Raw genomic sequence first — 24606 nt, 5'->3', positions numbered from 1 at the left:
CGAACGCTGCCCTTTTTTACGTCATTACCACGGCCGCACCACCATGCGCAGCGCGCCCTTAATCCCTGGCGTACTTGCGCTGTCGAAGGGAATGATCACATCCGGTGGGACGCCCTTCGTGAAGTCGATGGCAGTTATCTGCGTCGTGCCGTTCGCCCATCCGTATTCCACTGTCCATGGACTTGCTGCCGCGTTGTCCGGCGGCGGTGTGACTCGCACGATCGCATTGCCCTGGAACAGGTCGGCGCCTTCAAAGTGTCCGTCAGGCCAGAAGCGCTTTTCGATTTCATAGTCAGGAACCTTGGCCGCGAAAATCATTGCGTACGAAAGCGTGGACGAACTTCGGTCGACGCGCGACTTCTTGGAAAGAAACACGCTGCCCAGATAGATCTTTCTTGCGTTGGCGTCGGCGCCGGTCAATTGCTGGTGGGATCGAACAGCGGGTGAATCCTCCACCGACTTTCGCCGCGTGAGGAACCAGCGTTTCCCTTTCGGTGCGGCGCACATCTCGAACTGGTAAAGCGCCGTGACCCTCGATGCCTGTGGCACCAGTTCATCGGGCAAGGTGACGCTGTCTATGTCGGCCCAGATATCCACGCGTACATCGCCGAACAAAAACCTCACGAGGTTTTGGTACGCCTCTTCCGAATTGACGATGCCGAAGTAGCCCGAATGCGACCGGAACGCGTAGTTGGTGGCGACTTGCCGGGTTGCCATGTTGTCATCGACGCCCCAGAGCGACGCGTTGTCCACGCGCACCAGTCCGTCGCTGCCGTTGCCTACGAACGCGCGAACAACACCTTGCAGCACTTCGTAATCGCCGCGATTCGTTCCGACCATGCAAAAGATCCGGTCTGACGGCATCGCGCTTTGTGGAATCAGATCGACACGGCCATTGAATTGCGGCGAGATCTGCAGGAGGTTCAGGTACGTGGTCATCTCGCTACGGTTGAACGTGTTGGTCTGTTCCGCGGTGAGCCATGACGGCACGTTGATGCCGAGCACATCGATTCCATTGTGGGGCGTGGCGAAGGTAAAGAACTTGTCGGCAGCTTCGCGCATCGGTCTGAAGTCTTCGCTCGTGTTGTGAAGAAACGCACGCGCTACAAGACCTCCCATGGAATGCGCCACGAGGTAATACTTGAAGTCCTTGTCGGTCATCGGCGGGCTGCCGTCGGCTGGCCGATGCTGCAAAACGAATTCCTTGACGCGCTTCAACAGGTCGTTCAGGCCTTGCGCATAGACTTCGACCTTTCTGGATTTACCGTCGCCGAGAAGTGCCGAGCCGTCGTCGTAGTACCGGTAGATGATGATCGATGAAGCGGGTATTCCGGGAATCGAGTTGCCATTGTCATCTCGTGGTGGCGACCAGTCCGGGTCCACGATGTCGTATCCATCCTGATACACATGCTGGTACTGATATTCCGATGCAAGCCGGACAAGCGGCGACTCGAACACGAACTTCGCGGGCTGCCTGTCCGAAGCACCGGTAGCCCTATACAGCGTGGACCCTACGTTGAAACCGCAGAACGGGTCCGCAGCTGTATCGTTTCGCTCCGATACCGTCATTGCATAGCCGCGAATGTAGATGATGGGATAGCGATTGGGCATGGCGTCTCCGTGTTCGTTTTCGCATACCGCGTAAAACGATCCAGGGCGCATGTTTTTTGAAAGGCAATGCTCAAGGCCGTTTTTAAGCGTTTGCCTCAAGTGTTGTAAAATTTGGCCTTGCTTGTTGTGTCCTCATCTTCTTCACATCGTCACCCTTGATCAGACCCATGTAGTTGCGCAGGCATTGTCCACACGTCATCACGGCTCCCGGTAGTCAAAACGCACACACCATCTGCCGGCGCTGATCCTGTATTGCTTCAAGCACAATCCACGCACCACATGAAAACCGGCTCTTCTCTGCAGCGGCAAAGCCGCTTCGCCCACGATATAAAAAGCAACGTCCTCGCAGGCCTTACGTCGTCATTCGCGCTCGTTCCTGAATGCATCGCCTTTGCGCTCGTGGCACAAGTGAACCCATTGTTGGGTCTGTACGGTGCTTTCATGATCTGCACGATCACAGCGCTGTTCGGCGGACGGCCCGGCATGATCTCCGGTGCGGCGGGCTCCATGGCCGTGGTCATCGTTGCGCTGGTTGTTCAGCACGGCGCGCAGTATCTGTTAGCCACGGTCGTGCTGAGCGGCCTGATCATGGCAACGTTCGGCTTGCTCAAACTCGGCAAGCTGATCCGCATGGTTCCACATCCGGTCATGCTGGGGTTTGTGAATGGGCTGGCGATCATCATTGCCATGGCGCAGCTCGAGCACTTCAAGCATGTGACGACCGAAGGGGTGCAATGGCTGCAAGGGACCGAGCTGTATGTGATGTGCGGCCTCGTCGCGTTGACGATTGGAATTGTCTATCTGCTGCCGCGGCTGACGAAAGCGATACCGCCGGCACTGGCTGCGATTGTCGGTATCGGCGTGCTTTGCCAGCTTTTGCACATTCCCACGCGTACGCTAGGCGACATGGCCCATGTTGCAGGCAGCTTGCCCGTGTTCCAGATTCCCGCCGTGCCCATGACGCTCGAAACGTTGGGCATCGTGTTGCCGTATGCGGTGCTGATGGCGATTGTCGGCTTGCTGGAAACCCTGCTTACGCTGAATCTCACCGATGAAATCACCAGTACGCAAGGTCAGCCCAACCGCGAATGTCTCGCGCTTGGCGCGGCGAACGTGGTGTCGGGTCTCTTCGGCGGAATGGGTGGATGCGCAATGATCGGCCAGACCATGATCAACTTCAGTTCAGGCGGCCGTACACGTCTTTCGGGCGTGGTCAGCGGCGTCATGATCCTGCTGTTCATCCTGTTCCTGTCGCCGTTGATCGAGCGCATTCCGCTCGCGGCTCTGGCAGGAGTGATGCTCGTCGTGGCGCAGCAGACCTTCGCATGGGGATCGTTGCGTGTCCTGGGAAAGGTGCCGCGCAGCGACGCGGTCGTGATCATTGCGGTCACGGTCATTACGGTATTCACGGACCTGGCCATTGCGGTGTTGTGCGGGATCGTAATCGCCGCGGTGGACTTCGCGTGGCAGCACGCACGTGACATTCATGCCGATGTCACCGCCAGCACGTCCGGCGACAAGATCTACATCCCGCGCGGCACGTTGTTCTTTGCTTCGACAACGCGCTTTCACGAACTGTTCGATCCGCTGAAAGATCCAAGCCGTATCGTCATCGATTGCGGTCATTTGCATCTTGCCGATCACTCGGCAATAGCCGCGCTTGAAGCGTTGAACCGGCGCTACGAGAAGGTCGGCAAGCAGATCGCGTTCATTAATGTGTCGCCGCGAAATCAACGCCTCCTGCAACGGGTAGGATTCGATTTCGCAAGCGCTTCATAACGCTTTCAAGCGTGTGTGACGACGTTCAAACAAGTGCTTGTTCGTCGGCCCATGTCCAAAGCAGCGAGGGTTCCATGGGGCGCGCAAACAGAAACCCTTGCAGTTCGTCGCAACCGATACCGCGCAGAATCCGCGCCTCGCGCTCGGTCTCCACACCTTCGGCCACGACCTTCAATCCAAGCTCATGTCCGAGTCCGATGATCGATTTGATCACGGCGAGGTCGCCGGGTGCATCGAGCATGTCATGCACGAACGCGCGATCGATCTTGATGCGGTCGAGCGGGAAACGATTGAGGTAACTCAGGCTCGAATAGCCCGTGCCGAAGTCATCGAGCGAGAGTTTCACGCCGAGCGCACGAAGTCCGGTAATGGCATCGAGGTAGTTCTCCGCGCTATCCATCAGCACCGTTTCCGTGATTTCGAGTTCGAGCAAGGCAGGGTCTACCTCATGGGCCGCGAGTGCGTTGCGCAAGGTCTCGACAATATTTGTATCGCGTAGCTGGATGGCGGAGAGGTTGATCGATACCTTCACGGTCATGGAGTCTTCGTCGCGCCATTGCGCAATCTGGCGGCATGCTTCGTCGATCACCCACGCGCCAATGGAAATGATCAGGCCTGTCTCTTCGGCGATGTGAATGAACTGCGCGGGTCCGACCGGTCCAAGCTCGGGATTGGTCCACCGGAGCAGACCTTCGACGCCCGCGAGTGCGCCGGTTTGCGCATCCAGGCACGGCTGGTACGCGAGCCGTAATTCGTTGCGCTCGATCGCCGAGCGCAGGCACGTTTCGAGCGATAAACGCATCCGCGTGCGCTCCGCCATGTCGGGCGAAAAGAACCGCACGAGGTTGCGACCATCTGCCTTGGCCTGGTACATGGCGGCATCGGCGTTCTGCATCAGCGTGCTGATGTCCTGGCCATCGGCGGGGTACATCGCCACGCCTATGCTGCTCGATACCTGCAGCGTAAGTCCGCCGATCTGATGCGGTTCGCGCAACAGCGGAATGAGCCTTTCATCGATGATCTGCGCCGCTTCCGCAGCGTTGCACACCCCGCTGAGCGCAACGGTAAATTCGTCCCCGCCAAGACGGCTGACCGTATCGCCCGAGCGAACTGCGGCCAGCAGGCGGCGCGATACGGAGCGCAGCAAACCGTCGCCAACATGATGGCCCAACGAATCATTGATGTTCTTGAAGCGGTCCAAATCGATGAACAGCACCGCCGCGCAACCGCCGCTGCGTTCTGACTTGTGCAATTCGTTGTCGAGCCGCTTGGAGAAAAGTGCGCGGTTTGGAAGCTCGGTGAGCACGTCATGCTCGGCGAGAAACTGGATGCGTGCTTCGCTGCGTTTGCGCTCGGTGACATCGATCAGCGTGCAGATGTAATGCGAGACGTTGCCGCGTTTGTCGCGCACCGCGCTCACGATCAGCCACGCCGGATATTCGCCGCCATGCGGGCGCCGGACCTGCGCTTCGCCATGCCAGTTGCTCGCGCGTCCCACCGCGGCGGCGACGCTCGCTCCTTCGTTGCTGCCGGGCAGTCCAATCGAAATGAACTCGGGTTGCTTACGCAATACATCGTCGGCGCCATAACCCGTCGCGCGATAAAACGAGGGGTTTGCGGTAAGCAGACAGTATTCGCTGTCGAGTATGAGAATGGCCTCCGACGATGCCTCGAATACCTTCGCCCACAGTTCCAGGCGCTGCTCCATGAGCTTGATCTGGTCGATGGGCGTGAACGCCGTGAGCACCGCGTCCTGCCCCTGGAAGACGAGACGCCGCGCGGACAGCATGGCCCACGTGGGTTCATCAGTTGCACGCCAGCGGACTTCGAACTGATCGACAGCGCCACGATCCGATAACTGCTGGAAAAAGCGTGCCCGTACTGCGGAGTCCAGGCCGCGCGCCCATGGGTCGGCAACGCTGTGGTTCAGCCAGAAGAGAGCGGGCTTGTTGGCGTGGAGGATCTCATGGCCGGGAATCGCCGTGACGACCATGGGCACCGGTGTGGCTTCCACCAGCGCGTGCTGCGCTTCCGAAGCACGCGCGGTCGCGGCAAGTTCCTTTTGAACATCGCGCTCGTGATCGAGCTGTTCGAGCATTTCGTTGAAGCCGATCACGAGCTGCCCGATTTCATCCTGGCTGGGCCAGCTCGCGCGCAACGAATGATCGCCGGTGCGTCTGACGGTATCCATGACGCGTGCAAGTTGGCGCAACGGCCGCGAGATTTGTTGCGCCACGAAAAATACCATCACGAGGATGCCGCACAGCAGGAAAAGCGCCGTGCCGAGATGCAGCCACATGCGCGAGAACAGGCCGCTCACGCGGGCTCGCAGCAGGCCGGTGAGCTCGCTAGCTGTGTCGCGCCACGAATCCCGCGCGAGCCCCACCACGGCCTGTTGTGCCTCATCGGCGGACTTGAGGAGCGCCGGGTCGGCCGCCGCGCCCAGATCGACAGTGGCCCGCGCGACTTCTCGATAGGTTTCGATCGCTTCCAGCATCTTGCTGACCGAAGGCGTGAGCGACACAGTCAGGCTGTGATTGGCGGCGGTGGCTTCGGCGAAATCGGATCTGAACCCTTGCAGTACGGCGTCGAGCTGCCCTTCGAGCACGAGGTAATGCGTGCGCATCTGCTCGGCTTTCGACGGCGTGACAGGCGTGTCACGCAATTGCGCGCCAATGCCGTTGATGGATTCGAGCAGCGCGGGGTAGCGCAGCACGGACAGGGACATTGCGTAATAGCTGTCGAGGTCCGGATCGAGGATCAGGTTCGACTGGTTACCCACGCGCGTGATGAGTTCGCGGCAGGCGGTGAGTGCATCCGTGACCGAGGCGGCATCGGGTTGCGTTTCCTGCGCCAGCAGCTTCAGCGTGTCGCGCACATGGTCGTTAAGTGCGGCGCTTTCCATGTTCGCGCCGTAAAGCTGCTCGGCAATCGCAAGGCGTTCGGCGTCCTGTCGGAGCCGGGCCGACGTCATGTGTTTGCGGGCGCCGATCAGCGTGACGTCGGTCAGCGCATCGCGCACGGTTTGAAGATAGGCGTTGCCGACGATTTCCTTGTCGGAGAAATCGATGGCGATGTACTTCTCGTGAATCAGGATGCCGCTGATGAACACCACCGCGCTCAGGTCGAGCAGGTAGATGAGCAGGAGTTTTCGGCCGACTCGCAGGCGGTCCAGCATCCGGAAGAACAGGTTCCGCTTCATGGTGTGCAGCCGTATCGGATCAAGGGCGATGCAACTCGCGCGAATAATGCCACGCCTGTACGCGGTTTATCGGCCTCGATGATCCGTTACTTGAGCGGATGCTTAATATTCACATCTGCGGTGCACGGATTCTTCGCGGTGGTGCGTCAAACCACCGCGAATGGCTATCTCGCGGCGCGTGTTCCGGCCTGTGCATGCTTGAGAAATTCGTGCTGGAAAATGCACATGCGGTAGGCGTTGTGATATCTGCCGTTGCCAAAGAACTCTTCAATCAGCTCTGCTTCCCGCTTGAATCCGCATTTCTCGTAGACGTGAATGGCGGCCGTATTCGATACATCCACGATCAGATAAAGCTTGCGCATGTTGAGCACGGAGAACGCATAGTCCGTTGCAAGAAGCGTTGCGCTCGTTGCATATCCGCGCCCTTGCGCACTTGGCGCGATGATGATCTGAAACTCGCCACGGCGGTGGATATAGTCGAGTTCGATAAGTTCCGCAAGGCCGATGGGTTCGCCGGATTTATCGACGGCAACAAAGCGGCGTTCGCGCAGGTCGTGCACGTGACGGTCGTAAAGCTGCGAGAGTTCGGAGAAAGTTTCGTACGGTTCTTCGAACCAGTAACGCATGATCTTCGCGTTGTTATTCAGGCCGTGTACGAAGTGCAGGTCGGTGCGCTCGAGCGGCCTTAGCATGAGCTGATTGTTTTCTTCGATGATCATTTATTGGTACTCCGTGAACTTTGGTTCTTCAAAAGCGAGAGCCAATATAACCCACTGGCTGAGCACTGCCGCGTCAGGCGGTCGCGATCAACAATACGCCCGTGCCCACGAGCCCGACGAACCCTGTGGTCATGCCAACCCGCACGCGGTGCCGGTGGCCGTACTTGACGTGATAGGCGGCCCACGCAATCAGCAAGGCACCGGTGGCGATGCGGATTGCGTGGCCGTCAAAGACAAAGCCCGTGGCGAGCACGAGACCGGCCACCACGCCGATCGATAACGCATGCCCGAGCGCCATGGGCGGAAGGGCCCACAGCACCGCGCGCCGGCTGCGCCTGTGCAACCCGAGTGCCACCGCAAAGAGCCATCCCATGGCCGGATTGATGCCATGAAACAACCCGAGCCCGGCGATCGCAAACCACTCCCATGCCACGTTCAGGCGCTCATGGATAACAGTACGAGTCCGACGAACAATCGCCGCCTTCCAGCCTCACCTGATGCGGCCGGTGCGTCGAGGGCCACTCCACCAGAAAACGCGGATCGAATTCAATACCGCCATCGGGCGCGGCATCGAGCTTCACCATCCAGCCCTTCAGGCCATCGGGATAAAACTGGTCATCGATCACGCCATACAGCGAATTGGTGAAATACACGCGGCGTCCATCGCGGCTGACTTCAACCATTTGCGGACCACCGTTCAGCTTGCGCCCATCCGCTTTCGGATGCGATTCGCGCGACACGATCCCGCCAATGCGTACTGTTCCCGTGAGCTTGGGCGCGAACGGATCGGAGACATCGTACTGACGCAGATCGCCCGTACCCCAACATGCGACGTAGAGAAAACGATCGTCCATCGACAAGTCGATATCCGTCACGAGCGGCGGCACCGCACCAAAGCCCTTGAGCATGGGCGGCAGCAGATCGGGATCGGCCGGCTCGGCCGGAATCTTGATGATCTTTTTGACCGCCCACTTGTCGCCATCGCGATACCACGTCCAGATCGATGACGACAGATCCTTCAGGCTGATCACCGAATTCACGAAGCCATAAGCCTTGGTCGGATCGTGTGCCGGACGCAGTTCGAACACGAGCTGGTTCTCTTCGCCGAAATCGATTTCCTGCTTGTGCTTGCGTGTATGCAGGTCCCAGAAGTGCAGCTTGTGGCCGTACTTTCCACCGAGCAGGATTTCTGGAACCAGGCCGTTCTCGAACGTGGCGGGCAGACCCCATTCGCTCGTGACCATGGTGTCGTGTCCCAGATGCCACCATGCGTCGTATGCGAGTTGTTGTGGGCCGCGGTCGATTTCCCACTGACCGCGTACGTCGAAGGTTTCGTGATCCATCAGGAAGATGCCGCCAGGCGCTTCGCCTTGCGCGTTGCCCAACGCCGCCACGTAGATGCCTTCAGGTCCGCAATGGATGGTGTGCGGCCTCGTATAACCGGCTTTCTCAGCGACTTCCGCGGGCTCGAGCACGCGCACGATCTTCGGATTGCGCGGGTCCGCCTTGGTATCGAGGATATGGATTCTTGATGACCGCAGACCCGGCACGACAAGATAGCGGCGTTCTGCATGCGGATGCGGCGCATTGGGACACAGGCACGAACTGCACGCGTTCCAGCCGAAATGATGCAACTCGTCGCCCGTGTTGGGCATGCTGACGTTGTTGAGCAATTGCGAATATGTCGGGGATGCGGGGTCCAGATCGATGATCGCGATGGCATCCGGCACCTGCCGTGTCGGGTCGAAGCTGGCGACGTAAGCAAACGTCTCGGGCGGCGCCTTCATTGCCATGCGTGGGGAAGGATAGAAGCTCGGATCCGGTGTCCAGTTTGCCATGGTATGTCTCCAGGGAATCGCCACGCCGTTCGTTTTACCCGCAACTCGCGGATCAAATATACCCCGTTTGAGGGCACGGATTGGCGTAAAAAAACGGCTTAAAAAGCCGCTTCAAAGATATCCCTCAGCCATTGCGCAAAAACCCTCACCCTCGACGACAACTGCCGGTTTTGCGGATAAAGCACACTCACCGGCATGGGCGGCGGCGCAAACGCATCGAGCACGATCTTGAGCTTTCCTTCCGACAGTTCCTCCTTTACCCGATACCGCGGCACCTGGACCATCCCGAGTCCAGCCACTGCGGCGCCCGTATACAAATCCGCCCCGGTCACCGATAAAACCGCCGGCAACTGCATTTCGACCACGCGGTCATCGACGGTAAATTCCAGCGGGAACACGCGTCCCGATCCGCTTGATACATAATTCACCGCCCGATGTGCGCTCAGACTTTCGAGCGTCAGCGGCTCGCCGAATTGGGCGAGATACGCGGGACTTGCCACCGTCACTTGTTCCATCAGCGCGACGCGGCGCCCGACCATCGATGAATCCTGCAGCGTGCCTGCCCGCAGCACGCAATCGATTCCCTCGCGCACCAGATCGACCAGCCGGTCGTCCTCGCCGATCTGCAATTCGATATCCGGGTACATCGCGATAAACCCCGGCAGCGCGGGCACCACAAAATTCTTCGCGAGGGTTCCCTGCACGTTCACACGCAGCAGACCCTTCGGCGCGACGTTGCGAAACGAGCCCTCGGCTTCCTCCATATCGGCGATCAGGCGTACGCAGCGCCGGTAGAACGCCTCGCCGTCGTGCGTGAGGCGCACCGTACGCGTGGTGCGCTCCAGCAGGCGCGTGCCGAGCCGTTCTTCCATGCGCTTGAGGAGGTTCGTCACCGTGGCGCGCGGTATCTGCAGGTCATCGGCGGCCTGGGTAAAGCTGCTGCGCTCCGCGATGCGAATGAACACCTGCATTTCCTGGAACCGGTCCATGGCTCACACACTCTATTGTTAAAGTAAATGGAACGATATTACCAAATATGAGGTGATTATCAATCTGCATCGATGATCGATACTTCAATCACGCACTGCCCATTTGCAACTCAACGAAAGGAGCGAATCATGAATGCAATCAAGAACAGCCAGGTAGCCATTGTCACGGGCGCATCGCGGGGTATCGGTGCTGAAGTGGCGCGGCGTCTCGCCGATGACGGGTTTGCCGTCGCCATCAACTACGCATCGAGTTCGAAAGAAGCCGATGCGCTTGCAGCGGAACTGACGGCGAAGGGTACGAAGGCCATCGCGATCAAGGCGGATGTATCGAAGGCAGACGATGTCCGCGCCATGTTCGATGCCGCCGAACAGCAGCTCGGCAAGATCGATGTGCTGGTGAACAACGCCGGTGTACTGAAGACCTTGCCGCTTGCCGAAACCTCCGATGCGCTCTACGACCAGACCTTCGGCATCAATGTGCGCGGCACGTTCAACACCCTGCGGGAAGCGGCGAAGCGGATGAACGACGGTGGCCGGATCGTGAACTTCTCGAGCACCACGCTTGCGCTGAACATGCCCGGCTACGCCATTTACAACGCGACGAAAGCCGCTGTCGAAGCCTTTACGCATGTGTTCGCGAAGGAATTGCGCGGCCGCGATATCCGCGTGAACGCGGTCGCGCCGGGTCCGATTGCGACCTCGCTTTTCCTCGATGGAAAAACCGAAGAGCAGATCCAGACCTTCGCCAAGATGCCGCCGCTGCAACGCCTGGGGCAACCGGAAGATATTGCATCGATTGTCTCGTTCCTTGCGGGGACGGATTCGGGCTGGGTCAACGGACAGGTGCTGCGCGGCAATGGTGGTCTTGCCTGAGCGTTTGAATGGCCCAATTGAAGCGTGCGTCGCCATTTGCGATCTCCGCGAAGCGAACGTGAGGACCCGAACACGTGACTAAGACCGGACGTTTTACCCGTGGCGCATGGCTTGGCCTTCTTTTGCTGACCGCCGCTGCATGCGGTCAGCAGGGCCACGCGAATGAGGGAGGTAACACGGCCATGAAGGCATCGACGACGTATTTGTATTTGCTCAGGAAGACGCCGTTTTTCACGGCGCTGACCCATGAGCAGTTGCGCTGGACCATCGACCATTCGAAGGAATGGGAAGCGTATGCAGGGACGGTCGTGGCGGAGTGTGGGCCGGCGGTAAGCGATGATGCGTACTGGATCTTGCTCGATGGCCGATGGCAAGTCGAACGCGATGGCCACACATACCCGGCAGGACATGCCGATCCGGGGAAGTGGTTCGATTCATCGGAGACGCACGGAAGCTGCAAGCTGGTGACGACGGAACCCAGCTACGTGATGAAGATCACCCGCGCTGATATGAACGATATGCTGATGCGCGGGTTTGGGTTTGGCGTGCATCTGGAGCAAGGGCGCGAGTATTACAGAACGATGTTCGCGCAGTGATCGATTGAATCGCGATCGGTAAGGGATGCAAAGTAAAATCTCTGGGAAGCGCTAGACCGGCAGATCGTCGGTCCCGGCGGCACTCGACCGCCTGGCGCCTGTCAGCGGCGGGATATCCACTACCACGACGACCTTGTTGTAACTCTGCCTGCCCGTGAATGGATGAACGACCCGTGTCGATGCGCGAAACACACCCGGGATTCTTTCTTCGCGACGACCACCGATCGCTACGGATTGATAGATCGTCCACTGCATGGCCGCGGTCTTCATGCAAATAAAATAGATGCCCGATGCGGGTCCGCGAATCGCAGCTTCCCAGTAGTCGTTGACGTTTTGAGCCGGGAGGCCGCGCATGCGGGCATCGGCATTGATGCTTTGCAGGTGCTGAAAACCTTTGGCCGCGTAGGCCGCATCGTCGGCATATAGTCCGTTGTTGTCGTGACAGAACTTGATGAGCCCTCTAGCCGGATTGACGTAGATTCGCAGGGAACATCCATTCATGCCGGCCGTCAGCGCCGTGGTATTCAACGGCACGTCATAGCTGACGTCACATTCGCCGACACCCGTCTCAACGTAGGGATACCAGTACGTCGTGCCGTCGCCACCGGGTGTCGTCGTCAGAGCGGAGACCGCGGTGCCAGACTCGTATTCAAGCGCCACGTCGAGGTTGGTGGCACCGTTCGTCCCAACAGCATCAAGATGGCGACCGCCTGCCACGATACAAGGGCCTCCGAGGTTCGATGCACCCAATTGCCGGAAGATCAGTGATCGTTGCGCAAGAAGGCTGAGCGGCGCGGCGCCGAACGTCAGCCAGTGATGTGAATTAAGGTCTTCTTCGCTCGGCATGGCGATTTCTTTCCTATGGTTTTTGGTTGTGAAAATCGGCATAACGCTTCGACGGCGGCGGGATGCGCTGCGCACGTCAGCAGCGAATCGTCGATCCGTTTTCAATATCGGCGAGTTATTGCCGGTACTGCCGGTACTCATAGAACGCTGAGATCGCACGTTTATTCCATCGGCACGAAAAATCAAATAGCGTGGCAATCGCTGTGAAGTCGAGCTCCGCAGCATTGCGACCTGCATCCTTAAAGCTCAACGAAGATCGTTACAGCCCGAGAGCCCCTGGTTATCGGCGATGAAAGAAAGGTCGATCCGCTTTCGGGCTTGGGAAGCGCGTTGGCGTAGGCGACTTGCTTGGTACGAACGGGCGGAGTCACCTACTCTAATTTGACGTCTAAATCAACCGGAGCAATCAATCTACGAACTTTAGGAAATTACTGAGCCGTTATTCTGGAGTCCACACCTTAATATTGCGCCCCATTTGAGAGTGTTTCCATTCGTACCCAACGGGCTCAGGGACGTTGCCTTGTGCCGGGAATAATTCCGACCATTGAATCCATGATTCCAGTTCGCGCGACTCGCCGCACGTTGTTTGCCATCGCTACAGGACTGGCTTTTCTGAGTGCAACGGGATATAGCGCGGCTCAAGTCGCGCAGATCAATGCACCAGGTATCGACGCCCAAGCGTTGCAGCCGGTCACGACCTGACGGCGAAAGCGGCGACGATTGCGGGCACGGGTGACGTGAATCTGTCAGCCGGCAATAACTTGACGATCACCACAGCGGCCACCTCTTCGCTCGATGCGCACTCGAAGGAGACGAAGAAATCGGGCTTCGGTTCGGGCGGGGGTTTATCGTTTGGCACGAGCAGCCAGAAAGACACGAGCCACGATACGGTGGCGGGTGAGCAAGGCAGTCTGATCGGCAGTACCGATGGCAGCGTGCACATGCAGGCCGGGAGCACGCTGCACGTGACGGGGTCGGATATCGTTGCGGCGCAAGATGTGACGGGCGTGGCGGCGAATGTCGTCATCGATGGCTCGCAGACGAACCGTCATCACGATGAAACGCACGAGTCGAGGACGACCGGGTTCTCGATCACGGCCAGTGCGCCGGTGATCGATGCCGCGCAGAACACACTTCGACAAGCCAGTTCAGGCGCACGAAGTCAAGATGATCGCGCGAGTGCCTTGCACGTAATGGCGGCGGCAAGCGGTGCTTACGATGCAGCAGGCGCAGCGAACGGTGCGGCGCAAGATCTGGCTGCGGGCAAGATGCCTGACGCGAAGCTCGAACTGAGCTGGGGTTCATCGAGCAGTAAGTCGACGTTCACGCAGGACAGCTCGAACACCACCGGTTCGACGGTGAAGGCTGGCGGCACCGCGGCGTTTGTTGCCACGGGCGGGAACGTCGATATCGCCGGTTCCGATGTGAACGCCAGCAATGTGATCCTGAGCGCGGCGAATCAGGTGAATCTCACGAACAGCACGGATACCGACAGCACGCGCAGCACGAATGAATCGAAGAGCACGGGCGTGGGGGTATCGGTGGGAACGGGTGGAATCGGTGTCGATGCGTCGATGTCCAAGGCGCATGGGAATGCAAACTCGGATTCAACTGCAAGCAACAACACGCATATCAACGCTGCGAACAACGCGACCATTATTAGCGGCGGAGATACCAACCTGATCGGCGCGAATGTGAATGGCAAGTCGGTATCAATGGATGTGGGCGGGAATTTAAATATCGCACCGACTCAGGATACGAGCACGAGCGCGGCGAAGCAGGACAGCACGGGCGGAGGCATTGCGATCAGCGCGGGCGGTGCATCGGGTAACTGCTGCCGACGACTCGCGGAGCCGACCGGAAACGCATAAGTTGCCGCATCTGGAGATCAACAGGTCGCGTCACCACGACATGTTGATAACCTCAACCCTTTTCGCCATCTTGCAGGGCTTTTATGCCACATGCTTCGTGGGACCTATGATTCGCGCGTACACGATCCGACGCTAAATCGCGTGGAGTACTGTGTTTTCCTTGTTGTGCTTCCCGAAGTGACCTGTCGAAAGCTAAAAATTAACCGGCATGAACCGGCAGACATGGTTGCCGCACCAATTCCAAAGTTTAGGTATCCGATCTATTCTTTATTGGAATGAAACTTATGAACGAGTTGGGGATTATCTTTGGCGCAGATAGCTTATACGATTGGCCTCTAGTCAAGAACAGAGAAAACGTCTTCTACGTTTCATCCTCCGAGTAAGCGTGTTGGGTTCAAAGCTTTCTAAAACGATTAACAGTACTTAGAGTCATCTTGAAGTGGTCAATAAGGCACTGCCGTCTTATCCGCTTCGCCGAGGCGCTTCGCTAAAGGCCAACTTGCGTCTCCAACGCCAACTAATCTGCTTAAGGAAAATTCTATGAACATCAATCTAAAAGGCCGGAAGGCAATCGTAACGGGTTCTACCGCCGGTATCGGGCGAGCGATTGTCGAGGGGCTGGCGCGCGCAGGAGCGTCTGTCGTGGTCAACGGCCGAGGCGAAGAACGGGTTAGCAAAGCTGTTCAGGAAATACGTCAGCTATTTCCCGAGTCCGATATTGATGGCGTCGTCGCCGACTTGGCCACAGCGAAAGGCGCAGCATCTTTTTTCAAGCAAGTGGAAGGGGCCGACATTTTGATCAACAACCTGGGCACGGCAAAGCCCAAGCCCTTTGAAGAGCTCACCGATGATGATTGGCTCGACCTGTTCCAAATCAACGTCTTGAGCGGTGTACGGATGACTCGCCATTATCTGCCGAAAATGGTGAAGCGGGGATGGGGGCGAGTTGTATTCATCAGCAGCGAGTCCGCACTGGCCATACCGAAGGAAATGATCGACTACGGTATGACAAAGACGGCGCAACTTGCAATTTCCAGAGGGGTTGCGGAAACGGTCGGCGGAACAGGTGTAACGGTAAATTCAGTTCTTCCAGGCCCGACGCGCTCCGAAATCATGTCGAACTGGATGAAATCCGGGGCTGAGAGCCAAGGCATCACCCAAGAAGCCGCTGAGCAGCAATTCCTGAAAACAACGCGTCCCACATCGCTCATCAACCGATTCGCAACAACAGAAGAGGTTGCAAATATGGTTGTGTACGTCTGTTCGGAGCAGGCTTCGGCCACTACCGGTGCCGCGCTACGTGTAGACGGCGGCATCGTCAGATTTGTTGCGTAAAGCTAAGCGTACTTAGACCTGTAGCACGCAACGCGCGGCGAACCGCGTTGAATTTCGCTTGCGCTTGGCGTAACGAGAACCTCGTTGCGCCGTTCCCGACAGCAAAACATCGACGACGGATTGATTCCTGCATGGACCGTTTTTATCACGGTTGTAGAAGCAGGCGGCTTTCACGCTGTCGACGCAATTGCCGATGACAGTGCCTCTTTAATGACTTCAGTCGGACGGACGCAGGCCGATTAGCTGACCATAAGTGTTGCCTCTCAGGAATGCCAGCGGTGGGACACGGGCCCAAACCGAGTTAAAGCAGCAATTGAAATTCGCTTCGCGGGCAGCCATATGGGTCATAGATCTCACTTTGCCAGCAAGCTTGCAAGTAGCCGTACGTACCTGCAATCAAGGCGATTTGTCGACGATCGTGGCGTAAGCGCTATCGTCTGCTATTTGCCGAGCGCTGCCCTACGGACGATCGGCCGTACCCGACCCGGAGCGGTCTAAAAATTAACTCGAGAGCGGACGCTTATCGGTGCTGGATGGCCGTATCACGGTCGACCTGGCACCGACGAGTGATTCGATAGATTCGCCTATGGTTGGCTCACCGCTCGGCTGTGCACGAACGTTGAAATCGCCTCGGCGACATAGTCCGCCAGAGGCAGGTCTGGATCCGAGTACGCGGCGAGGTTTTTTTTTCGGTCTGCCGAGTGGACGAGCTTGAGGACGTGATTTGCGTTGGCGACCAGCACGAGTTCGGCTTGGGGGTATGCCTGCTTGAGCCGTTGCGCGTCCTGGGTGCTAACTTGAAGATCGCGTAGCCCTGAATGATGAGCACTGGATTTGTGTAATTGGCCAGAAGGGTGGCTGGATCAAGTGCCAATTCACTCATGAGAAAGCGCTGCACCTGCGGCCTGAACAACGGCATGAGGCGGCGATCGATCTTTGTCGCATCCACCGTCTGGCCCGCTTCAAGAGCATCAAGAACCGCCATCGCATTGTTCAGGATAGGGGCGTTCGCAGAGGTAGATCTCAGTTGATCTCTCAACACCCTTCCCAGCGGGCGTCCTGCTGTGGATAGCAGAATCAAACCACAAATGTCGGCAGTGCCTTGAGCCGCTACCAGCGCGACCAATCCGCCTTCGCTATGGCCCAACACCCATACGCAGGAAACACCTGTGTGCTTTCGAATAGCCGTCACCCACGAGTGCACATCTGCCGCGTAGTCCTCGAGTGTGACGTCATCTGCGTCCGGTATCGCCGACGCACTACCGAACATGCCCCTCTTGTCAATTCGAACGGACGCAATGCCACGACTCAAAAGTCCGTCCGCGAGCAGCCGGTACGTCGACGCCCGAAGACCGTTCGGGCCGTTACCGTCCCGGTCGGTCGGCCCCGATCCCGGGACGATCAGGACCACTGGGACCTCTTGTTTTCCAGGCGATAGCAGCGTGCCTTGCAAGGGCCCTGTGGGACCCGGCGCGTCAATGTTTGTCCCCACCAATTGCGATGGGATTCCTGATTGAATAGAAGCAGCCATCGCTATAATCGCGAGAATACCCATTCGCGTCCTCGGTGTACGTGCCAATCGTCCATACAGCAGCAATCGATTGTCAGGTGTGAAGGCTGCACCGTCGAGCGCTCGCGCAACTGGCTAAGTTTCGTTCGAAGTGCCTCAAGTCGTACCACACCCCATGTAGTTTCATGCTGCGTTGCGTCGTGCCATACGCCAAAAAGTCATTGTTTAGCAGCACGTGAGCGGATCCGTGATTATCGAGCCGTACAGTTGCCTCAATCCTCCAGAAATCTAACTCGGTGCGAGCTTTCGCCAATACTAGCTCCGCTGCTTTTGTCGCGTGTCCATTGCCACCGAACCCTTGGCCGATCCGATACCCCAACGACGCTTTGTTGTAGTAGGACCGCGCGACGCTGGAGAGGTTAGCTCGACCGACGATTACGCCGCGGTATTTCACCAGAAATTGATATGCCTTGTTTGCGCAAGCGTCGCGCTGAGCGGTTTCGATGGCGAGCGTGACCGAGCTTGGATTGTAGTAGTCGTTCCCGCGCATTGATCCCTTTGCATCATCCAAAGTCTGGGAATGTATCTCTAGCATGAGGCGATTGTCAGAATCTCAAGTAGTCAAAAGTCACGTGACTTCCATCTCGATTGTCGACGATCTGTGGGGCGGTGTGGAATGTCCGAAACCGGACGTTCGCCTCGTGGCGAGAGAGCCTCAACCGTGGACCGCCGCAGTGACCACAATGAGAGCCGAAAAGACCAGCGCCGGGGCGAGATGCCGGAACGGCTCCCGGTTTCGTAGCAACGTGAAGAGCGCACCGATCATGATCGCACCGGCCAGCGTCAGGCCTAAAACCCTGGTTTGCCGTCCAGGAAGAAGTGTTGCACTGAGCAGTTCGAGAGCGCCACACAGCAACGGAAACCATGCCGGGTAACCCCATCGTGCGAAGTCGCGCTTCACCGCGCCGAGCCCCGCGAGATTGACCACCCCGGCAACCGCGAACAGAACCGCTGCGATCGTCGCGAGAATCGACTGGAAATTCAACGCCATCGTCATGCTCCGGTGCTTTGCTGAAAATGCGTCTGTGCGGAAAGGTCCGCAATCAGGCTTGGGCCGTGGGGTTCCCACGCAAGAACGCGCCGGGCATGCTGGCCGCTTATCGTCTGGTCGAGCGCCAGTGCGTCAGCAAACGGGCCAAGCGATTTGCGAGCATCGTCGAGCGGCCATAATTCGACACGCTCGGCGCCGACCGAGGCCCGAATCGCTTCGCCCATACCGGCAACGGCAACGGCATTTTCCGCGACCACGTTGAAGATCTGTCCCGTCACTCGATTGTCCCCGCTTGCCGCCCGCTCCACCGCGCTCAGATAGGCAGTGGCGAGATCATCGACGTGCACCGCGGGCCAGTGGTTGCGGCCATCTCCGACGATTCTCACAGTGCCGGTCTGACGGACCATGCCGGCAATCATGCCGAAGACGCCGCCGCCGTGGCCGTGCACCATCGCCGGCCTGAGGATCACTGCGGCAATCGAGCGGCTTGCTGCCAGCGCCAGCACCTGCTGCTCCACTGCGGGCCGCCAGGCGACAAGTGGCGTCGGGTTCAGCACCGATGCTTCAGCCGCGGGCTCTCCTGCCTTATCGCCGTAGACCCAAGTGCCCGACGTGTAGACAAATGCCGCGCCCGGGTGCAAATGCGAAAGCATCGCTACAACGGCAGCCTCATCGGCTGCGGCGGCGGAAGCATCGTTGGTCGACGCCGTGTGAATCACACCATCAGCGGCACCGGCAGCCGCCGCGAATGACTGTGGCTCACGCAAGTCACCGCCGTGCAGTTTCACGCCGAGCCTTACCAGCGCGCTCGCCGCCGCCGACCTGTCGTCGCGCACCAGCGCCGTCACCTGATGGCCGAAGCTGATCGCCTTGCGTGCGACCGCTTGCCCGATGTAGCCCGTACCACCTGTAATGAATAGTTCCACAGCGTTCTCCTCGATAATTGCCCGTAAAGGGACAAAACATGCAAACGAGACTGGTCAGTCTCGTTGCGACAAATCTAAACGAGACTGACCAGTCTTGTCAACCATTCGATGATCTGTTATTTATCTGGCATGAACACATCCTCTCTCCCCGACTTGAGCCCGTTGCAACTCCGTAAGCGGTCCGCCATTCTCGACGGCGCGAAAACCGTTTTTTTAAGCCAAGGGTTCGGCTTGGCAACGATGGACGATGTCGCCGCTGCTGCTTGCGTCGGCAAACAGACCGTCTACCGCCATTTCAAGTCGAAGGAGGCACTCTTTGTTGGTCTGGTCAGCGAGATGTGCGCCCAGGTGGGCGTGCTGCTTGCCGGCGCTCAGGGCGAGCAAACCGATGGCGCATCCGAGGTGGAGTTACGCAAGTTGGGATGGATGCTGGCGCGAAGTCTTATCACGCCGGACTATCTCCGGCTGTACCGGGCCATCGTTGCCGAGGCCGAGCGTCTTCCGGAGCTCGGCCAGGTGTTTTACGAGAACGGTGCAAAGGTCGTGCGAGCCTTCGCCGCACAAATCCTGCGAAAGCGATTCGACGATTCGACTGCTGCATTGCGGGCAGCGACATTCGTTCAGTTGGTGCTCGGCGACGCGTATCTGGAACTGTCAATTGGCTACGCGGTGCCCAATGTCGAGGCGCGCTTTGCGCTGCAGATCGACGAGGCGGTGGCGGCTGCGCTTCGCTAAGAAACGCCGCACAAGATGTCGAGCCGCTGCATGCGAAGCGCAGCAGCATGTAGCGTGAAAGCAAGGCCGCGCTTCCGGAATCCCGTTCCTCAAACCCGAAACACCGCCACCGCCACATCCAGCCGCTCAGCCTGCTGCTCCAGCGAAGCCGCCGCTGCCGCCGCTTCCTCCACCAGCGCGGCGTTCTGTTGCGTGACTTCATCCATCTGTGCAACGGCGCGATTGATCAACTCGATGCCACCTGTCTGCTCCGACGAAGCCGCGCTGATCTCGCCGATGATGTCCGAAACACGCTTCACCGCCGCGACGACCTCGCCCATCGTCTGCCCGGCTTGTCCGGCGAGCGCGTTCCCCGTCTGAACCTTGTCCGCCGATGCGCTGATCAGTTCCTTGATCTCCTTCGCCGCAGCTGCGCTGCGTTGCGCGAGGCTGCGCACTTCGCCCGCGACCACGGCAAATCCGCGTCCTTCTTCACCCGCCCGCGCCGCTTCGACCGCCGCATTCAGCGCCAGGATATTGGTCTGGAACGCAATCCCTTCGATCACCCCGATGATGTCCGCAATGCGCGTGGAACTCGTGGCGATATCGTCCATCGTGTGAACGAACTTGCCTACCACGTCGCCGCCGCGCACTGCCGTGGTCGATGCATCCACGGCCAACTCGCTCGCCTGCCGGGCGTTGTCGGCGTTCTGCCGCACGGTCGCCGTCAGCTGCTCCATGCTCGATGCCGTCTGCTGCAACGAAGCGGCCTGTTCCTCCGTGCGCTGCGACAAGTCGATGTTGCCCGCCGCGATCTCCCGCGCGCCATGTGAGATCGCGCCGGTCCCGCCGCGCACCTGCGTAACCGTCCCGACCAGCCCCTGCTGCATGCGCCTGAGCGCGGCGAACAAGCGGCCCATTTCGTTATCACGGGATGCATCGATAGTTGCCGTCAGATCCCCCGCAGCAATTTGCTCGAAGTGATGAATCGCTGATTCGATCGGCTTCATCACGGCCGCGCTCAATGCACCCCGTGCGATGAACCCAAGCACCAGCGCAAGCGCGGCGATCACCACGGCGCCCGTTGCCATCGCGTGGAATTGTTGCTGCGCTTGCTCATAACGCGCTTGCTGTCGCGCGATCTGCAACGCTTCGAGCGCGGACATCGCGTGATCGTAGGTGGCGTATAAACCGTCCGCGGTCTGGACCTGCAGTGTGCGGAAGGTGTTGAAATCGTTTTGCGCGAGGGCATCGAATTCAAGATTCAGCGCCTTCGCAATCAACGCCGTGCGTGCGGTTTTGGCGGCTTGCGCGAGTTGCTCTTCCTGCGTATCGCGCGGCTTCGCGAGGTACGCGTCGAACTCGGCGTCGCTGATCTTCAGCGTCTTGCGCGCGTTCGGCAGCATGTCGTCGCTCGCCTTGCCGAGCATGAACAGCGTCTCGTAGTTGCCGAGCGCGAGACGCACTTGCAGGAGCCGTTGCGAACTCGTCTTCAGGTGCGTGATGGCGGCGGTATCGGTTGCGACCATCTGTTCGAGCGCCTGATTGCTCTGGCGCAGGCACGCGGCAGCCGCGAGCAGCACCGCGACAATTGCGAGCGTGTACCCGGCGATAGTGATCGTTAGACCGCGGCGAATCGTGAAGTTATTGAACATGGCGATGAACGCGCCGCGCGCGTGGTTCCTCAGGTATCGTTTAGTTTTATTAAATAAACGGAAAGCGCTGACTGCACACGTAATGCGCCCCGTAGCGCGATTCTTGCGGAATGTGCGTATTGGCGACATCGGGAAATGTGCGCCTTCAGATTTGGCACGTCCGTGCCGATAACCGGTGATGCCCAGCGCAGCGATCACGCAAGAGAATGAAAACAGCGTGAATGACACCGCAAGAAGCGATAGCAATTTTTCTCACATACCGGTGAGAATTGCTCGTTTGAAGCCCTTGAATCCCGCGTCTACGATGGCAGCATGAATCGCAGGTCCGGCGAGCAGTGACATTTCGCTTCAGGGTGAAACGTCACGAGTTCGAGCATCGATATGATGGCTTCGCCTTCCGGCCCAACTACGCGACGCCCCTCGCCAAAATCTGATGAACCCGACCAACATCGTTCAATTGCTTGTTCTCGCCGCCCTCTGGGGTGGATCGTTCCTGTTCATTCGCGTGGGTGTGACCGACTTCGGCGTTGCGCCGCTGATGGCGTTGCGTGTGGGTATCGGCGCGCTGTTCCTGCTGGTGCTGCTCTTCGCGCGCCGGCCGGCGCGCGAAGCTGTGAACACCATGCGCAAGCACGCCGGATCGTTGCTCGTGGTGGGCATCCTCAACTCCGCCGCGCCGTTCTGCCTGTTTGCGTTCGCGGAACTCACGCTGTCGGCGGGAGTGACGTCAGTGATCAATGCGACCACGCCGCTGTGGGGCGCCATCGTTGCATTCCTGTGGTTGAAGGACCGCCTGAGCACGCTGCGCGTCGCCGGCCTCGCGATAGGTTTTGCCGGCGTCCTCGTGCTCGTCTGGAATCAGATCGCGGCGCCGCAAGAAGCGGGTATGTCGCCGGCAACGACCGCGCTTGCCGCGTTGGCTGCGTTGGGAGCGACGCTGCTTTATGGGATTGCGGCGAGCTACACGAAACGGCGCCTTACTGGCGTCGATTCGCTGACGGTCGCGGCCGGGACCATGACGGGCGCGACTATCGTGTTGCTTCCGTTCGCGATCTTCTGGTGGCCCGTTGCGCCGGTTTCAACGGTTGCGTGGGGATCGGTGATTGCGCTCGGCGTTGCGTGCACGGGCGTCGCTTATATGCTGTTTTTCCACCTGATCGCGGTCGTCGGTCCGGCGCGCGCGATCACCGTGACCTTCGTGATCCCGGTCTTTGGCATCCTCTGGGGCACGATGTTTCTTGGCGAGCAGGTCTCGGCGGGAATGGTGGGCGCGTGCGTGATCATCCTGATCGGCACGGCGTTGGCCACGGGCGTGGTGAAGAAGCTGCCCTTTGCTCGCGCATCGATTGCGAAATCTGCGGACGTCATCACGTTGCGCGATAAGACCTGAGGCCGTATTCACACTCTTCGGAAGAGGTGATGTCATGAACCCGATCTGGTATGAGATTCCGTCGGTAATCGTTGTCCTGGTGTTTGTTGGCATCGTGTTGATACGGGCGTTCACCGCGCCTGTGTCACAGGACGACGATCGTATCGATATCTTCATGCGCCGTCAGTTGCCCGGCGGCGCGTCGGCGGCAGATGCGCGACCAACGGAAAAATCGCAGCCCCGTTGATCAGCCGTTGAGCTGCCAGCCAAGCCCAAGGCTCTTCTGCAGCGATACAAAATCCTTCAGCAACTCCGCCTGCCCCGCGACGACATTCTGCTGGGCGCTGAACTGGGTGCGCTGTGTATCGAGCAGATCGATAAGGCTCGATGCCCCCGCACGATACCGCTGCCGCGTCAGCGTGGCTGACCGGTCCGCCGAAGCCTGCACCTTCTGCAACGTGACAAGATGCTCGCGCTGGTGCCCGTAACGTGACAACGATGTATTCGCGTCCTGCAGGGCGCCGAGCACGGCTTTGGTGTATTTGGCATCGGCTTCATCGCGCGATGCCTGCGCGCTGTGAACGCTCGACAGCGTGCGTCCGAAGTCGAGAATGTTCCATTGCAGATACGGTACGCCGAGCCAGCTAAAGTTGCTCTTGCGCACCAGATGTCCTGGATCGGCGGCGCTGAAACCTATGTCTCCGAGCAAGGTTACCTTCGGGAAAAAGTTGGCGGTCTGCTCGCCGATCTGCGCATTGTTCGACGCCAGCCTGCGTTCGGCAGCGCGTACATCGGGCCGCTGTTGCAGCATCGATCCCGGATCGCCGACCTGAACCGATGCGGGCAGCGCCGGCATCTCGCGCAAGGCTGACAATGCGCTATCCAGTGCGCCGGGCGCCTGGCCCGTCAGCACCGCGAGCTGATCGAGCGACTCGGTCACCTGCTGATCGAGCGGCGTGAGCGTTGCGCGCGTGTTCTCGACTTGCGTGGTCAGGCGTTCCACGTCCACGTCGGCCGCCGTTCCGCCTGCGCGGCGTTGTTGCGTCAACGTGAGCATCTGCTGTTCGAGATCGGCGCTTTGCTGCGCCAATTGCAGGCGATGCTGTTCATCGCGTAAATCGATGTACGCCTGGGCCACTTCGGCGGCGAGCGAAACCTGGGTATCGGCGAGATCGGCGTCCACGGCATCCGCTTCCGCCGACGCCGCCTCCACCGCGCGTCGCGTGCCGCCGAACAGGTCGATTTCCCACGATGCATCGAAGCCCGCGGTGTAAAGCGACAGCGGACCACGGCCGGAAGATCCGGACGAACCATCTTGCGACGACGTGAGCGAACTCACATCGGGCGAACGCGTGCGCAGCGCGGCGGCATCGAAGGAAGCAGTCGGCATGCCGTTCGCCTTCGAATGTTGCAACTGGGCGCGCGCTTCACGCAAGCGCGCCTGTGCGGCGTGGACGTCGGGGTTGTGTGCCAGCGCGGCGTCGATCAATGCGTTCAGTTGCGGATCGTTGAGCGCGAGCCACCATTGGCTCGGCGCGCGTGTGCTCACCATGCCGGTCGCGGGCGTACGCACGAAATCTTGAGCGTGCGCCGCGTCGGTTGCGACTTGCGGTGCGCCAGAGTAGTCGGGACCCACGGTACATGCAGCCAAGAGAGCCGCAGCGAGCAGCGTTAAAAAAACAGGAGGCGTAGAGCGAGAGAACATCGTCGATATCATTTTTG

At 59.2% G+C, this 24606-nt stretch carries 22 protein-coding genes; 9 read left to right on the top strand and 13 right to left on the bottom strand.

Annotation, left to right across the window (positions count from 1 at the left end):
• Window positions 1-24: 24 nt before the first annotated feature.
• Window positions 25-1611, bottom strand: a complete 1587-nt coding sequence (locus AX768_RS16230; RefSeq protein WP_062002267.1) for an esterase/lipase family protein — start codon at window positions 1609-1611, stop codon at window positions 25-27.
• A gap of 279 nt (window positions 1612-1890) precedes the next feature.
• Here AX768_RS16230 and AX768_RS16225 point away from each other — a divergent pair, with 279 nt between their 5' ends.
• On the top strand, window positions 1891-3390 hold the full coding sequence (locus AX768_RS16225; RefSeq protein ID WP_062001176.1) for a SulP family inorganic anion transporter: 1500 nt from the start codon (window positions 1891-1893) through the stop codon (window positions 3388-3390).
• Between the two features lie 25 nt (window positions 3391-3415).
• Here AX768_RS16225 and AX768_RS16220 read toward each other — a convergent pair whose 3' ends face one another.
• From AX768_RS16220 to AX768_RS16200, 5 genes are all read right to left on the bottom strand, one after another.
• Window positions 3416-6592: a bifunctional diguanylate cyclase/phosphodiesterase gene (locus AX768_RS16220; protein WP_062001175.1), complete on the bottom strand. Its 3177-nt coding sequence runs from the start codon at window positions 6590-6592 to the stop codon at window positions 3416-3418.
• Between the two features lie 164 nt (window positions 6593-6756).
• The gene (gene speG, locus AX768_RS16215; RefSeq protein WP_062001174.1) at window positions 6757-7311 is read right to left on the bottom strand and encodes a spermidine N1-acetyltransferase; all 555 of its coding nucleotides are present in this window, start codon (window positions 7309-7311) and stop codon (window positions 6757-6759) included.
• A 73-nt stretch (window positions 7312-7384) separates the two neighbouring features.
• The gene (locus tag AX768_RS16210) at window positions 7385-7744 is read right to left on the bottom strand and encodes a hypothetical protein (RefSeq protein ID WP_062001173.1); all 360 of its coding nucleotides are present in this window, start codon (window positions 7742-7744) and stop codon (window positions 7385-7387) included.
• A gap of 10 nt (window positions 7745-7754) precedes the next feature.
• Entirely contained in the window at window positions 7755-9149 is a 1395-nt protein-coding gene (locus AX768_RS16205) for a selenium-binding family protein (RefSeq protein ID WP_062001172.1), read from the bottom strand.
• A gap of 98 nt (window positions 9150-9247) precedes the next feature.
• A complete protein-coding gene (locus AX768_RS16200; protein WP_062001171.1) occupies window positions 9248-10138 on the bottom strand; it encodes a LysR family transcriptional regulator in 891 nt (296 codons plus the stop codon).
• A 129-nt stretch (window positions 10139-10267) separates the two neighbouring features.
• Here AX768_RS16200 and AX768_RS16195 point away from each other — a divergent pair, with 129 nt between their 5' ends.
• Window positions 10268-11011 carry an SDR family oxidoreductase gene (locus AX768_RS16195; RefSeq protein ID WP_062001170.1) on the top strand — a complete coding sequence of 248 codons (744 nt, stop codon included), beginning with the start codon at window positions 10268-10270 and terminating at the stop codon, window positions 11009-11011.
• Window positions 11012-11085: 74 nt separating this feature from the next.
• Window positions 11086-11607, top strand: coding sequence for a hypothetical protein (locus tag AX768_RS16190; RefSeq protein WP_062001169.1), 522 nt, complete (start codon window positions 11086-11088; stop codon window positions 11605-11607).
• Between the two features lie 51 nt (window positions 11608-11658).
• Here the strand turns inward: AX768_RS16190 and AX768_RS16185 are convergent, their stop codons facing one another.
• On the bottom strand, window positions 11659-12594 hold the full coding sequence (locus AX768_RS16185) for a hypothetical protein (RefSeq protein ID WP_155524265.1): 936 nt from the start codon (window positions 12592-12594) through the stop codon (window positions 11659-11661).
• Window positions 12595-12975: 381 nt separating this feature from the next.
• Here AX768_RS16185 and AX768_RS32815 point away from each other — a divergent pair, with 381 nt between their 5' ends.
• The 3 genes from AX768_RS32815 to AX768_RS16175 all read left to right on the top strand — a co-directional run bounded on the left by AX768_RS32815 (window position 12976) and on the right by AX768_RS16175 (window position 15659).
• Window positions 12976-13155, top strand: coding sequence for a hypothetical protein (locus AX768_RS32815; RefSeq protein ID WP_231941487.1), 180 nt, complete (start codon window positions 12976-12978; stop codon window positions 13153-13155).
• Between the two features lie 35 nt (window positions 13156-13190).
• Window positions 13191-14324, top strand: a complete 1134-nt coding sequence (locus AX768_RS16180; RefSeq protein ID WP_062001167.1) for a hemagglutinin repeat-containing protein — start codon at window positions 13191-13193, stop codon at window positions 14322-14324.
• A 540-nt stretch (window positions 14325-14864) separates the two neighbouring features.
• Window positions 14865-15659 carry an SDR family NAD(P)-dependent oxidoreductase gene (locus tag AX768_RS16175; protein WP_062001166.1) on the top strand — a complete coding sequence of 265 codons (795 nt, stop codon included), beginning with the start codon at window positions 14865-14867 and terminating at the stop codon, window positions 15657-15659.
• A 595-nt stretch (window positions 15660-16254) separates the two neighbouring features.
• On the opposite strand, the gene AX768_RS16170 is transcribed toward AX768_RS16175, so the two are convergent.
• The 4 genes from AX768_RS16170 to AX768_RS16155 all read right to left on the bottom strand — a co-directional run bounded on the left by AX768_RS16170 (window position 16255) and on the right by AX768_RS16155 (window position 19146).
• Window positions 16255-17070 (bottom strand): alpha/beta hydrolase, encoded by an 816-nt coding sequence (locus AX768_RS16170; RefSeq protein ID WP_231941485.1) that lies wholly within the window; start codon window positions 17068-17070, stop codon window positions 16255-16257.
• Between the two features lie 193 nt (window positions 17071-17263).
• On the bottom strand, window positions 17264-17719 hold the full coding sequence (locus AX768_RS34465; protein ID WP_172811979.1) for a GNAT family N-acetyltransferase: 456 nt from the start codon (window positions 17717-17719) through the stop codon (window positions 17264-17266).
• A 165-nt stretch (window positions 17720-17884) separates the two neighbouring features.
• A complete protein-coding gene (locus AX768_RS16160) occupies window positions 17885-18220 on the bottom strand; it encodes a DoxX family protein (protein WP_231941484.1) in 336 nt (111 codons plus the stop codon).
• Window positions 18221-18222: 2 nt separating this feature from the next.
• Window positions 18223-19146 (bottom strand): NAD-dependent epimerase/dehydratase family protein, encoded by a 924-nt coding sequence (locus AX768_RS16155; protein ID WP_062001163.1) that lies wholly within the window; start codon window positions 19144-19146, stop codon window positions 18223-18225.
• Window positions 19147-19275: 129 nt separating this feature from the next.
• On the opposite strand from AX768_RS16155, the gene AX768_RS16150 reads away from it, so the two are divergent.
• Window positions 19276-19881: a TetR/AcrR family transcriptional regulator gene (locus tag AX768_RS16150; protein ID WP_062001162.1), complete on the top strand. Its 606-nt coding sequence runs from the start codon at window positions 19276-19278 to the stop codon at window positions 19879-19881.
• Window positions 19882-19970: 89 nt separating this feature from the next.
• Here AX768_RS16150 and AX768_RS16145 read toward each other — a convergent pair whose 3' ends face one another.
• The gene (locus AX768_RS16145) at window positions 19971-21515 is read right to left on the bottom strand and encodes a methyl-accepting chemotaxis protein (RefSeq protein ID WP_062002266.1); all 1545 of its coding nucleotides are present in this window, start codon (window positions 21513-21515) and stop codon (window positions 19971-19973) included.
• 433 nt (window positions 21516-21948) lie between these two features.
• Between AX768_RS16145 and AX768_RS16140 the strand changes: the two genes are divergently transcribed.
• Window positions 21949-22905 carry a DMT family transporter gene (locus AX768_RS16140; RefSeq protein WP_062001161.1) on the top strand — a complete coding sequence of 319 codons (957 nt, stop codon included), beginning with the start codon at window positions 21949-21951 and terminating at the stop codon, window positions 22903-22905.
• 34 nt (window positions 22906-22939) lie between these two features.
• Window positions 22940-23131 carry a hypothetical protein gene (locus AX768_RS16135; RefSeq protein WP_062001160.1) on the top strand — a complete coding sequence of 64 codons (192 nt, stop codon included), beginning with the start codon at window positions 22940-22942 and terminating at the stop codon, window positions 23129-23131.
• Here the strand turns inward: AX768_RS16135 and AX768_RS16130 are convergent, their stop codons facing one another.
• Window positions 23132-24589, bottom strand: coding sequence for an efflux transporter outer membrane subunit (locus AX768_RS16130; protein WP_062002265.1), 1458 nt, complete (start codon window positions 24587-24589; stop codon window positions 23132-23134). It lies immediately after the preceding gene.
• Window positions 24590-24606 lie beyond the last annotated feature (17 nt).

The sequence above is a fragment of the Burkholderia sp. PAMC 28687 genome (assembly GCF_001577465.1).
GTDB lineage: Bacteria > Pseudomonadota > Gammaproteobacteria > Burkholderiales > Burkholderiaceae > Caballeronia.
Note: the sequence above shows the minus strand (reverse complement) of the source record. Positions and strands in the feature narration are given on the sequence as shown.